This is a genomic window from Streptomyces sp. NPDC055189 (assembly GCF_053606765.1).
The window spans coordinates 65,827-78,258 of the sequence record NZ_JBSGSG010000039.1; the positions used below are offsets into that span (position 1 = coordinate 65,827).

Genomic DNA, 12,432 nt, shown 5'->3' on the forward strand with positions numbered 1-12,432 from the left:
ATCGGGGAACGTACGACTCCATGACACACCACAGGCCCGGCAGTCGCGCTGCCGGGCCTGTGGTGAAAAAACTGCAAGAAAAGAAATGCGACTACTGAGCCGGGCCCTCGATGGCCTCGGACGTCAGCAGACCCGCGTTGATCTCACGGAGCGCGATGGAGAGCGGCTTCTCGTGGACGTGCGTGTCCACCAGCGGGCCGACGTACTCCAGCAGACCCTCACCGAGCTGCGAGTAGTACGCGTTGATCTGGCGCGCGCGCTTGGCGGCGTAGATCACGAGGCTGTACTTCGAGTCGGTTGCTTCGAGGAGCTCATCAATCGGCGGGTTGATGATGCCCTCGGGCGCAGTGATGGAAGAGGACACTCTCTGCCTTCCGATGGGGCTCGACCTTCGAATGGAAATGGAAGATCAAACCGGATTACTGAGGATGAAGAAGATCAAACAACTTTCATCAAGGCTAGCAGCTCACGTGCCACGTCCTCGACGGAGGTATTGACCAGGGTGGTGTCGAACTCGGCCTCGGCGGCGAGTTCGATCTTCGCCGCGGCGAGCCTGCGCTCGATCACCACGGGCTCCTCGGTCCCGCGGCCGGTGAGCCGGCGGACCAGCTCCTCCCAGCTCGGCGGGGCGAGGAAGACCAGCTGGGCCTCGGACATCGACTCGCGGACCAGGCGTGCGCCCTGCAGATCGATCTCCAGCAGGACGGGCTCGCCCGCCTCGAGGCGTTCGAGGACGGCGCCCCGGGGGGTGCCGTAGCGGTTGCCCGCGAACTCGGCCCATTCGAGCAGCTCGCTGTTGGCGATCAGCTTGTCCATCTCTTCGTCGGAGACGAAGAAGTAGTGGACACCGTGCTTCTCGCCGGGGCGCGGCTTGCGCGTGGTGGCCGAGACCGAGAGCCAGACCTCGGGGTGTTCTTTGCGCATATGCGCGACGACCGTGCTCTTGCCGACCCCGGAGGGGCCGGAGAGCACGGTCAGCCGCGGACGTACGTCCGGGGGCACGGGGGTCGTCCCCCGGGATGTTGCAGCCATGCAGCGATTATCCAGGTTCTCAGGAGTGCCTGAGAACGTCAGGCAGCGCCACCACCGAACTCACGCTCCAAGGAGGCGATCTGGTTGGAGCCGAGACCCCGCACACGGCGGCTCTCGGAGATGCCAAGACGCTCCATGATCTGCTTGGCGCGGACCTTGCCCACGCCCGGCAGGGACTCCAGGAGGGCGGAGACCTTCATCTTGCCGATGACATCGTTCTCCTGACCCTGCTTGATGACCTCATGAAGCGAGGCGCCGGAGTGCTTGAGTCGATTCTTGACCTCGGCCCGCTCCCGGCGAGCCGCGGCGGCCTTTTCGAGCGCGGCTGCGCGCTGTTCAGGGGTAAGGGGCGGAAGAGCCACGCCTACGTCACCTCGGATGTCGAACTGTCGGATACGGACCGGTGAGGAACCTAGTCGCCCCACACCTGGTGAGCAACGTGCAACGCGCTTGCCCGTTCGCTCTCGTCGGAGACTAGCGGGCATGGCCGCCGGAGTCAGCGAGAACAGACGAAAAGTCCTGGTCAGCCTCTGTCGAGGTGTACATTTCGGGCAATTCACCCCGGATTTGGCCTGGTGAGCCATCAGCGAAACGTAAGGACGTGGCCGGACACGTCGTTCGAAGACGGAAAATCGCCCTCGGCCGACCCTCAGGCGGAGGCGACGGCCTCACGGATCTCGTCCGCGAATCGGCTCGCCGCGGCGCGAAGACCCTTCGCATCGGGACCGTGACGCAGGACACCCCGGCTGACGCTCGGCACGACGTTGCGCACGGCGTCCCCGAAGACACCCGGCAGATCCGCGGGAGTGGCACCCTGCGCCCCGATGCCGGGAGCGAGCAGCGGACCGTTGACCGCGAGGTCGTACGAGGACAGGTCGCCGAGCGTCGCCCCGACGACGGCGCCGAAGGACCCCAGGGGCTGCGCGCCCGCGTTCTCGGCGGCCAGGTGCGCGAGCATCGTCGCGCCGATCGTGCGGCCGTCCTCGCGCACCGCGTGCTGCACCTCGGCGCCCTCGGGGTTGGAGGTGAGGGCGAGCACGAAGAGCCCGGTGCCGTTCTCGCGCGCGAGGTCGACGGCGGGCTTCAGCGAGCCGTATCCGAGGTAGGGCGAGACGGTGAGGGCGTCGGAGAACAGCGGCGAGTCCTTGTGCAGGAAGGTCTCCGCGTACGCGGCCATGGTGGAGCCGATGTCGCCGCGCTTGGCGTCCATGACCACCAGGGCGCCGGCCGCGCGCAGCTCCGCGACCGCCTTCTCCAGGACGGCGATGCCGCGCGAGCCGAAGCGCTCGAAGAACGCGCTCTGCGGCTTGAACACCGCGACGCTCCCGGCGAGCGCCTCGACGACGGTCCCGGTGAACTTCTCCAGGCCCGCGACGTCGTCGTTCAGGCCCCAGGCGGACAGCAGGGAGGCGTGCGGGTCGATGCCGACGCAGAGGGGCCCGCGCTCGTCCATGGCGTGACGGAGGCGCGTACCGAAGGGTTCAAGAGCACTCATGCGGGCTTCCTTGCGTCGGCGCCGACGGCCTCGGCGAGCGTGGCGTACGGGGAGGTGTTCAGGCGGGCGGCGAGCCCCTTGTGGATCGCGCGGGCCCAGAAGGGTCCTTCGTAGATGAAGGCGCTGTAGCCCTGCACCAGGGTGGCGCCCGCGAGGATGCGCTGCCAGGCGTCCTCGGCGTTCTCGATGCCGCCGACGCCCACGAGCGTGATGCGGTCGCCCACGCGCGCGTAGAGGCGGCGCAGGACCTCCAGGGAGCGCTCCTTGAGGGGCGCTCCGGACAGACCGCCGGTTTCTCCGTAGAGCGAAGGTTCGGATCGCAAACCGAGGCCCTCGCGCGCGATGGTCGTGTTCGTGGCGATGATGCCGTCGAGGCCGAGCTCTACGGCCAGGTCGGCGACCGCGTCGATGTCCTCGTCCGCGAGGTCGGGGGCGATCTTCACGAGGAGCGGCACGCGGCGCCCGGTGACGCTGCGGTCCGCCGCCTCGCGCACGGCGGTCAGGAGCGGCCGCAGCGACTCGGTGGCCTGGAGGTTGCGCAGGCCGGGGGTGTTCGGCGACGACACGTTGACCACGAGGTAGTCGGCGTGGGCGGCGAGCCGCTCGGTCGACTTCACGTAGTCGGCGGCGGCCTCCTCCTCGGGGACGACCTTGGTCTTGCCGATGTTCACGCCCACGACCGTCTTGAAGACGGCCCTGCGGGCGCCCAGGCGCTCCGCGACGGCCGCGGAGCCCTCGTTGTTGAAGCCCATGCGGTTGATCAGCGCACGGTCCTGCACGAGGCGGAAGAGACGCTTCTTGGGGTTGCCGGGCTGCGGCTCCCCCGTGACGGTGCCGATCTCGATGTGGTCGAAGCCCAGCATCGACATGCCGTCGATCGCCACGGCGTTCTTGTCGAAGCCCGCGGCGAGCCCGAAGGGGCCGTGCATGCGAAGGCCGAGGGCCTCGGTGCGCAGCTCCTTGTGGCGCGGCGCGAGGGCGGCGGCGACGAACGTGCGCAGGACGGGGACGCGGGCCGCGAGCCGGATCCAGCGGAAGGCCGTGTAGTGGGCCTGCTCCGGGTCCATGCGCTTGAAGACGAGGTTGAAGAAGAACTTGTACATGGTGGGTCCTCGGTGTTCTCACCAGAAGGGGGACACCGGATCGGTGTCCCCCTGGTGGGCTGCTAGTCGCGGGCCGCGGTCAGATGCTCCGCGTGTTCCTGCAGTGAACGGACGCCGACGTCCCCGTGGTTGAGCGCGTCGATGCCCTGGACGGCGGCGGCGAGCGCCTGGACCGTGGTGAGGCAGGGCACGGAGCGGGAGACCGCCGCCGTACGGATGTCGTAGCCGTCGAGGCGGCCGCCGGTGCCGTACGGGGTGTTGACGATGAGGTCGACGCCGCCGTCGTGGATCAGCTGGACGATCGTCTTCTCGCCGTTCGGGCCCTCGCCCTCGCTCTGCTTGCGCACGATCGTGGCGTTGATGCCGTTGCGCTTGAGGACCTCGGCCGTGCCGGACGTGGCGAGCAGCTCGAAGCCGTGCGCGACCAGCTCGCGCGCCGGGAAGATCATCGAGCGCTTGTCGCGGTTGGCCACCGAGATGAAGGCGCGGCCCTTGGTCGGCAGCGGGCCGTAGGCGCCGGCCTGCGACTTGGCGTAGGCCGTGCCGAACACCGAGTCGATGCCCATGACCTCGCCGGTGGAGCGCATCTCCGGGCCCAGGACGGTGTCGACGCCGCGCCCGTGGATGTCGCGGAAGCGCGACCACGGCATGACGGCTTCCTTGACCGAGATCGGCGCGTCCATCGGCAGCGTGCCGCCGTCGCCGTTCGCCGGGAGCATGCCCTCGGCGCGCAGCTCGGCGACGGTCGCGCCGAGCGAGATGCGCGCGGCGGCCTTGGCCAGCGGCACCGCGGTCGCCTTCGAGGTGAAGGGGACGGTGCGCGAGGCGCGCGGGTTGGCCTCGAGGACGTAGAGGATGTCCCCGGCCATCGCGAACTGGATGTTGATGAGGCCGCGCACGCCGACGCCCTTGGCGATGCCCTCCGTGGAGGCGCGCAGGCGCTTGATGTCGAAGCCGCCGAGCGTGATCGGGGGCAGCGCGCACGCCGAGTCGCCGGAGTGGATGCCGGCCTCCTCGATGTGCTCCATGACGCCGCCGAGGTAGAGCTCCTCGCCGTCGTAGAGCGCGTCCACGTCGATCTCGATCGCGTCGTCCAGGAAGCGGTCGACCAGGACCGGCCGCGAGGGGCTGATCTCGGTGGACTCCTCGATGTACGCGGAGAGGCGGGTCTCGTCGTAGACGATCTCCATGCCGCGGCCGCCGAGCACGTACGAGGGGCGGACGAGGACGGGGTAGCCGATCTCGTCGGCGATGGCCTTGGCCTCGGCGAAGGTGGTGGCGGTGCCGTGCTTGGGCGCGGGGAGACCGGCCTCGGCGAGCACGCGGCCGAAGGCTCCGCGGTCCTCGGCGGCGTGGATGGCCTCGGGCGAGGTGCCCACGACCGGCACGCCGTTGTCCTTGAGGGCCTGCGCGAGGCCGAGCGGGGTCTGGCCGCCGAGCTGGACGATGACGCCCGCGATCGGACCTGCCTGCGCCTCTACGTTGACGATCTCCAGGACGTCTTCGAGCGTCAGCGGCTCGAAGTACAGGCGGTCGGAGGTGTCGTAGTCCGTCGAGACGGTCTCGGGGTTGCAGTTGACCATCACGGTCTCGTAGCCCGCGTCGCTCAGCGCGAAGGAGGCGTGGACGCAGGAGTAGTCGAACTCGATGCCCTGGCCGATGCGGTTGGGGCCGGAGCCCAGGATGATGACCGCGGGCTTCTCGCGCTTGGCGACCTCGTTCTCCTCGTCGTACGAGGAGTAGAAGTACGGCGTCTTCGCGGCGAACTCGGCGGCGCAGGTGTCGACCGTCTTGTAGACCGGGCGCACCCCCAGCGCGTGGCGCACCTCGCGCACGACGTCCTCGCGCAGGCCGCGGATCTCCGCGATCTGGTGGTCGGAGAAGCCGTGCCGCTTGGCCTCGGCCAGCAGGTCGGCGTCCAGGCGCTCGGCGGCGGCCAGCTCGTCCGCGATCTCCTTGATCAGGAAGAGCTGGTCGACGAACCACGGGTCGATCTTCGTGGACTCGAAGACCTCCTCGGGCGTCGCGCCGGCGCGGATGGCCTGCATGACGGAGTTGATGCGCCCGTCGGTCGGACGGATCGCCTCCGCCAGGAGCTCGGCCTTGTCGCCGGGCTCGCCCACGAAGGTGAACTGTGAGCCCTTCTTCTCCAGGGACCGCAGCGCCTTCTGCAGCGCCTCGGTGAAGTTGCGGCCGATCGCCATGGCCTCGCCGACCGACTTCATGGTGGTCGTCAGGGTCGAGTCCGCCGAGGGGAACTTCTCGAAGGCGAAACGCGGCGCCTTGACCACTACGTAGTCGAGGGTCGGCTCGAAGGAGGCCGGGGTCTTCTCGGTGATGTCGTTCGGGATCTCGTCCAGCGTGTAGCCGACGGCCAGCTTCGCGGCGATCTTCGCGATCGGGAATCCGGTGGCCTTCGACGCGAGCGCGGAAGACCGCGAGACACGCGGGTTCATCTCGATGACGATGACCCGGCCGTCCGTCGGGTCGATGGCGAACTGGATGTTGCAGCCGCCGGTGTCGACGCCGACCTCACGGATGATCGCGATGCCGACGTCACGCAGGTCCTGGTACTCGCGGTCGGTCAGCGTCATCGCGGGCGCGACGGTGATCGAGTCGCCGGTGTGCACGCCCATCGGGTCGAAGTTCTCGATGGAGCAGACGACCACGACGTTGTCGTTCTTGTCGCGCATCAGCTCCAGCTCGTACTCCTTCCAGCCGAGGATGGACTCCTCAAGGAGCACCTCGGTGGTCGGCGAGAGCGTGAGGCCCTGTCCGGCGATGCGGCGCAGCTCCTCCTCGTCGTGCGCGAAGCCGGAGCCCGCGCCGCCCATGGTGAAGGAGGGCCGGACGACGACGGGGTAGCCGCCGAGCTCGTCGACGCCCTTGAGGACGTCGTCCATGGAGTGGCAGATGTACGAGCGGGCGGACTCGCCGAGCCCGATCTTCTTGTTGACCTCTTCGACGACGCCCTTGAAGAGGTCTCGGTCCTCGCCCTTGTTGATCGCCTCGACGTTGGCGCCGATGAGCTCCACGCCGTACTTCTCCAGGACGCCCTGGTCGTGCATGGAGATCGCGGTGTTGAGCGCGGTCTGGCCGCCGAGGGTGGGGAGCAGCGCGTCGGGGCGCTCCTTGGCGATGATCTTCTCGACGAACTCGGGGGTGATCGGCTCGACGTAGGTCGCGTCGGCGATCTCCGGGTCGGTCATGATCGTCGCCGGGTTCGAGTTGACCAGGATGACGCGCAGGCCCTCGGCCTTGAGCACGCGGCAGGCCTGGGTGCCGGAGTAGTCGAACTCCGCTGCCTGGCCGATGACGATCGGGCCGGAGCCGATGACCAGGACGGACTGGATATCGGAGCGCTTAGGCACGCTGGCCCTCCATCAGGGTTACGAAGCGGTCGAAGAGGTACGCGGCGTCGTGCGGGCCCGCAGCCGCCTCGGGGTGGTACTGGACGCTGAACGCGGGCTGGTCGAGGAGCTGGAGCCCCTCCACCACCTGGTCGTTCAGGCATACGTGGGAGACCTCGGCACGCCCGTAGGGGGTGTCGGAGACCTTGTCGAGGGGCGCGTCGACAGCGAAGCCGTGGTTGTGCGCGGTGACCTCGACCTTGCCGGTCGTGCGGTCCTGCACCGGCTGGTTGATGCCGCGGTGGCCGTACTTCAGCTTGAAGGTGCCGAAGCCGAGGGCGCGGCCGAGGATCTGGTTGCCGAAGCAGATGCCGAAGAGCGGGGTCTTGCGCTCCAGGACGCCCTGCATGACGGAGACCGGGTGGTCCGCGGTGGCCGGGTCGCCGGGCCCGTTCGAGAAGAACACCCCGTCGGGGTTGACCGCGTACACGTCTTCGACCGTGGCGGTGGCGGGCAGGACGTGCACCTCGATGCCGCGTTCGGCCATGCGCTGCGGGGTCATGCCCTTGATGCCGAGGTCCACGGCGGCGACGGTGAACTTCTTGGTGCCGATCGCGGGGACGACGTACGTCTCCTTGGTGGCGACCTCGGCGGAGAGGTCGGCGCCCTTCATCTGCGGGGCCGCCTGCACCTTGGCGAGCAGGTCGTCGTCGCCGGCGCCGGCGAACGCCTCGCCGGAGAAGATGCCGACGCGCATCGCGCCGCGCTCGCGCAGGTGGCGGGTGAGGGCGCGGGTGTCGATGCCGGAGATGCCGACGACGCCCTGGTTCGCGAGCTGCTCGTCGAGCGAGCGCTTGGCGCGCCAGTTGGAGGGCACGCGCGCGGGGTCGCGCACGACGTAGCCGGAGACCCAGATGCGGGCGGACTCGTCGTCCTCGTCGTTCACGCCCGTGTTGCCGACGTGCGGGGCCGTCATGACGACGACCTGGCGGTGGTACGAGGGGTCGGTGAGGGTCTCCTGGTAGCCGGTCATGCCGGTGGAGAACACCGCTTCGCCGAAGGTCTCCCCCACGGCCCCGTAGGCACGGCCGCGGAAGATGCGGCCGTCCTCCAGGACGAGTACGGCGGGAGTCTTGGCGGCTCCCCTGGTGGAGGTCGTCATCGTGCGGTGCCTTCCGTCGTGCTGGTCGTGTTGATCATGTTGTTGATGGCCTCGACCCACTCGGCCTGCTCGGCCGCGTGGTCCGAGCGGAAGCCCGAGTCGAGCAGCTTCTCGCCGTGCTCCCAGGTGACGATCAGCAGACCGCCCTCCGCGAGGACCTTTCCGGCGATGCCCTTGTCGAGTCGGGCCTCACGCAGTTGTTCGGCCGGGACGAAGAAGTCGGATGCGCCGGGGCGTACGACGCTCAGGCCCGCGTCCGTGAGCGTCAGCTCCACGCGGCTGCGGGTACCGAGGCCGTGCGCCACGATGCGGTCGAGCCACTGTCCTGCCGTGGTCGAGCCGTGGTAGCGGCCGGTCAGCTCAAGTTTCGCCGGGGCCGCGTCATCCGGCACCACGGGAAGCGGCGGCAGGTCGCCCTGGAGCGTGCCGCGCCACTTCCAGCCCTCGCGCATCAGCCAGTAGACGAGCGCGATGAAGAGCAGCAGGCCGACGACCCAGCCCGCACGGGCGGCCCAGTCCGTCACGTCCGCCGACTTCTGTTCGGCGGCGATGGTCGCGGCATTTCCTGCGGCGGCCGAGATCAGAGAGGTCACGCGAGCTTCCCGTCGACGAGCGTGGCGCGGCCCCGCAGCCACGTGTGCGTCACGCGGCCCGGCAGCTCACGGCCCTCATAGGGGGTGTTGCCGCTGCGCGAAGCGAAGCCCGCGGGGTCCACGACTCCACGGTAAGCCGGATCGAGGAGCGTGAGGTTCGCGGGCTCACCAGCCGAGACGGGGCGGCCGTGGCCCGTCGCCCGGCCGATCTCGGCGGGCTTGACGGACATCCGGTCGGCGACCGCGGCCCAGGTCAGCAGGCCGGTCTCGACCATCGTCTGCTGGACGACGGAGAGCGCGGTCTCCAGGCCCACCATGCCCATGGCGGCCGCGGCCCACTCGCAGTCCTTGTCCTCGTGCGGGTGCGGGGCGTGGTCGGTGGCCACGATGTCGATCGTGCCGTCGGCCAGGGCCTCGCGCAGCGCCATGACGTCGCGCTCGGTGCGCAGCGGCGGGTTGACCTTGTAGACGGGGTTGTACGAGCGGACCATCTCGTCGGTCAGGAGCAGGTGGTGCGGGGTGACCTCGGCGGTCACGTCGATGCCGCGCGACTTGGCCCAGCGCACGATCTCGACGGAGCCGGCGGTCGAGAGGTGGCAGATGTGCACCCGCGAGCCGACGTGCTCGGCGAGCAGCACGTCACGCGCGATGATCGACTCCTCGGCGACGGCGGGCCAGCCGCCCAGGCCCAGCTCCGCGGAGACGATGCCCTCGTTCATCTGGGCGCCCTCGGTGAGGCGCGGCTCCTGCGCGTGCTGGGCGACGACGCCGCCGAAGGCCTTCACGTACTCCAGGGCGCGCCGCATGATCACGGCGTCGTCGACGCACTTGCCGTCGTCGGAGAAGACGGTGACGCCGGCCGCGGACTCGTGCATGGCGCCGAGCTCGGCGAGCTTCTTGCCCTCAAGGCCGACGGTGACGGCGCCGATCGGCTGGACGTCGGCGTATCCGCCCTCCTGGCCGAGGCGGTAGACCTGCTCGACGACGCCGGCGGTGTCGGCGACGGGGAAGGTGTTGGCCATGGCGAACACGGCGGTGTAACCGCCGGAGGCGGCGGCGCGCGTACCGGTCAGGACCGTCTCGGAGTCCTCGCGGCCGGGCTCGCGCAGGTGGGTGTGCAGGTCGACGAGGCCGGGCAGCAGGATCTTGCCCTCGGCTTCCACGACGGTCACGTCGTCGCCCGCTTCGATGCCGGTCGCCACTTCGAGGATCGTCTCGCCGTCGATCAGGACATCCTGCGGCTCGCCGCCGAGCACCTTCGCACCACGGATCAGGGTCTTGCTCATGTCTTACTTCTCCTCGGAACCGGTGGGGCGGGTGTGGGTGACGGCGGGTTCGTTCCCGCCCAGGAGCAGGTAGAGGACGGCCATCCGGGTGTGGACGCCGTTGGCGACCTGCTCGATGACCGTGCAGCGCTCGGAGTCGGCGACCTCGGCGGTGATCTCCATGCCGCGGACCATCGGACCGGGGTGCATCACGATGGCGTGCCCGGGCATCTTCGCCATGCGCTCGCCGTCCAGGCCGTAGCGGCGCGAGTACTCGCGCTCGGTGGGGAAGAACGCGGCGTTCATGCGCTCGCGCTGCACGCGCAGCATCATCACGGCGTCGGAGTCCGGGAGCACCCGGTCCAGGTCGTACGACACGTCGCAGGGCCAGGTGTCCACGCCGACCGGCACGAGCGTGGGCGGGGCGACCAGGGTCACCTCGGCGCCCAGGGTGTGCAGGAGGTCGACGTTCGAGCGCGCGACGCGGCTGTGCAGGACGTCGCCGACGAGCGTGATGCGCTTGCCCTTCAGGTCCTTGCCGAGGCCCGCGTCCCTGCCCACGAGGCGGCGGCGCATGGTGAAGGCGTCGAGCAGTGCCTGGGTGGGGTGCTGGTGGGTGCCGTCGCCCGCGTTGATCACCGGGGCGTCGATCCAGCCGGAGGTGGCCAGGCGGTAGGGGGCGCCGGACGCGCCGTGCCGGATGACGACGGCGTCGACGCCCATCGCCTCCAGGGTCTGGGCGGTGTCCTTGAGGGACTCGCCCTTGGAGACGCTGGATCCCTTGGCGGCGAAGTTGATGACGTCGGCGGAGAGGCGCTTCTCGGCGGCCTCGAAGGAGATCCGGGTACGGGTGGAGTCCTCGAAGAACAGATTGCAGATCGTGCGGCCGCGCAGGGCCGGAAGCTTCTTGATCGGCCGGTCGGCGACCCGGGCCATTTCCTCGGCGGTGTCGAGGACGAGAACGGCGTCGTCACGGGTGAGGTCGGCGGCCGAGATGAGGTGTCGCATCATCTGGGTGTACTCCGTCATGTGGAGGTGTGCGGGCACGCGGGCGCGCAGGGGTGTGCCCCGGCGCCCCGTGGGGGGAAGCCGGTCCTACGCGGAAGCGGGCTTGGCACCGAGCAGCACGGCGTCGCGGCCGTCCTCCTCGGCGAGCTGGACCTTGACCGTCTCCCGCAGCGACGTGGGGAGGTTCTTGCCGACGTAATCGGCGCGGATCGGGAGTTCGCGGTGGCCGCGGTCGACTAGGACGGCGAGCTGCACCGCGCGCGGACGGCCGATGTCGTTGAGACCGTCGAGGGCGGCGCGGATGGTGCGGCCGGAGAAGAGCACGTCGTCGACGAGGACGACCAGGCGGCCGTCGATTCCGTCACCGGGGATCTCGGTGCGGGCGAGTGCGCGCGGCGGGTGCATGCGCAGATCGTCGCGGTACATCGTGATGTCGAGTGAGCCAACCGGGATACTGCGTCCGGTGATTTCTTCGAGCTTCTCGGCGAGTCGCCTGGCGAGGAAGACCCCGCGGGTGGGAATGCCGAGCAGCACCACGTCTTCGGCGCCTTTGGCGCGCTCGACGATCTCGTGCGCGATACGGGTCAACACCCGTGCGATGTCCGGGCCTTCGAGCACGGGCCGGGCGACATCGGGTTCGTTCGTGTTGTTCGAGTCCATATGAAACGGACCTCCTTCTCCGCCTCACGGGACGGACCTTAAAGGACGTCGAAATTGCGCCATCCACGCTACCAGCAACGGCAACACCGCCGGTCACGACCCCCCTCGGAGGGGGCGGTACGGACCATTCGGCTTGACGCACCCAAGTAACGCTGCGTAACCTCACAGTGAGTTACCGTTCTTCGTCCGGGGAGCTATATGTCCAGCGAATACGCCAAACAGCTCGGGGCCAAGCTCCGCGCCATCCGTACCCAGCAGGGCCTTTCCCTCCACGGTGTCGAGGAAAAGTCCCAGGGACGCTGGAAGGCGGTCGTGGTCGGTTCGTACGAACGCGGCGACCGCGCCGTGACCGTACAGCGCCTCGCCGAGCTGGCGGACTTCTACGGCGTCCCGGTCCAGGAGCTGCTGCCCGGCACCGCTCCGGGCGGCGCGGCCGAGCCGCCGCCCAAGCTCGTGCTCGACCTCGAGCGCCTGGCGCACGTCCCGGCCGAGAAGGCAGGGCCCCTGCAGCGTTACGCGGCCACGATCCAGTCGCAGCGCGGTGACTACAACGGCAAGGTGCTCTCGATCCGCCAGGACGACCTGCGCACCCTCGCCGTGATCTATGACCAGTCGCCCTCGGTTCTCACCGAGCAGCTGATCAGCTGGGGCGTCCTGGACGCGGACGCGCGCCGCGCCGTCGCCCACGACGACGTCTGATCCCTCAAGGGAGAGCTGAGCAGAAACGTAACGCCGGGGTGGCCGGAACCGATCGGGTTCCGGCC

General features: G+C 69.3%; 12 protein-coding genes. 1 reads left to right on the forward strand and 11 read right to left on the reverse strand.

Annotated elements, in window-relative coordinates:
- Window positions 1-91 precede the first annotated feature (91 nt).
- From rpoZ to pyrR, 11 genes are all read right to left on the reverse strand, one after another.
- Window positions 92-364, reverse strand: a complete 273-nt coding sequence (gene rpoZ, locus ACWFR3_RS25725; protein WP_005319902.1) for a DNA-directed RNA polymerase subunit omega — start codon at window positions 362-364, stop codon at window positions 92-94.
- Between the two features lie 74 nt (window positions 365-438).
- Window positions 439-1,032: a guanylate kinase gene (gmk, locus tag ACWFR3_RS25730; protein WP_389914760.1), complete on the reverse strand. Its 594-nt coding sequence runs from the start codon at window positions 1,030-1,032 to the stop codon at window positions 439-441.
- A gap of 38 nt (window positions 1,033-1,070) precedes the next feature.
- Window positions 1,071-1,394, reverse strand: a complete 324-nt coding sequence (locus ACWFR3_RS25735; RefSeq protein ID WP_005319887.1) for an integration host factor — start codon at window positions 1,392-1,394, stop codon at window positions 1,071-1,073.
- Window positions 1,395-1,681: 287 nt separating this feature from the next.
- Window positions 1,682-2,527: an orotidine-5'-phosphate decarboxylase gene (gene pyrF / locus ACWFR3_RS25740; RefSeq protein ID WP_453736985.1), complete on the reverse strand. Its 846-nt coding sequence runs from the start codon at window positions 2,525-2,527 to the stop codon at window positions 1,682-1,684.
- Window positions 2,524-3,630: a quinone-dependent dihydroorotate dehydrogenase gene (locus ACWFR3_RS25745; RefSeq protein WP_453736986.1), complete on the reverse strand. Its 1,107-nt coding sequence runs from the start codon at window positions 3,628-3,630 to the stop codon at window positions 2,524-2,526. Before ACWFR3_RS25745 ends, pyrF begins: the two co-directional genes overlap by 4 nt.
- Before the next feature lie 62 nt (window positions 3,631-3,692).
- On the reverse strand, window positions 3,693-7,001 hold the full coding sequence (gene carB, locus ACWFR3_RS25750) for a carbamoyl-phosphate synthase large subunit (RefSeq protein ID WP_453736987.1): 3,309 nt from the start codon (window positions 6,999-7,001) through the stop codon (window positions 3,693-3,695).
- Window positions 6,994-8,142, reverse strand: coding sequence for a glutamine-hydrolyzing carbamoyl-phosphate synthase small subunit (gene carA / locus ACWFR3_RS25755; RefSeq protein ID WP_453736988.1), 1,149 nt, complete (start codon window positions 8,140-8,142; stop codon window positions 6,994-6,996). Before carA ends, carB begins: the two co-directional genes overlap by 8 nt.
- Window positions 8,139-8,735, reverse strand: coding sequence for a PH-like domain-containing protein (locus ACWFR3_RS25760; RefSeq protein WP_453736989.1), 597 nt, complete (start codon window positions 8,733-8,735; stop codon window positions 8,139-8,141). The genes carA and ACWFR3_RS25760 overlap by 4 nt, the downstream gene beginning before the upstream one ends.
- On the reverse strand, window positions 8,732-10,021 hold the full coding sequence (locus ACWFR3_RS25765) for a dihydroorotase (RefSeq protein WP_453736990.1): 1,290 nt from the start codon (window positions 10,019-10,021) through the stop codon (window positions 8,732-8,734). Before ACWFR3_RS25765 ends, ACWFR3_RS25760 begins: the two co-directional genes overlap by 4 nt.
- Before the next feature lie 3 nt (window positions 10,022-10,024).
- Entirely contained in the window at window positions 10,025-11,011 is a 987-nt protein-coding gene (locus tag ACWFR3_RS25770) for an aspartate carbamoyltransferase catalytic subunit (RefSeq protein WP_453736995.1), read from the reverse strand.
- Between the two features lie 84 nt (window positions 11,012-11,095).
- Window positions 11,096-11,668, reverse strand: a complete 573-nt coding sequence (gene pyrR, locus ACWFR3_RS25775; RefSeq protein WP_453736991.1) for a bifunctional pyr operon transcriptional regulator/uracil phosphoribosyltransferase PyrR — start codon at window positions 11,666-11,668, stop codon at window positions 11,096-11,098.
- 198 nt (window positions 11,669-11,866) lie between these two features.
- Between pyrR and bldD the strand changes: the two genes are divergently transcribed.
- Window positions 11,867-12,367, forward strand: a complete 501-nt coding sequence (gene bldD, locus ACWFR3_RS25780) for a transcriptional regulator BldD (RefSeq protein ID WP_135330908.1) — start codon at window positions 11,867-11,869, stop codon at window positions 12,365-12,367.
- Window positions 12,368-12,432 lie beyond the last annotated feature (65 nt).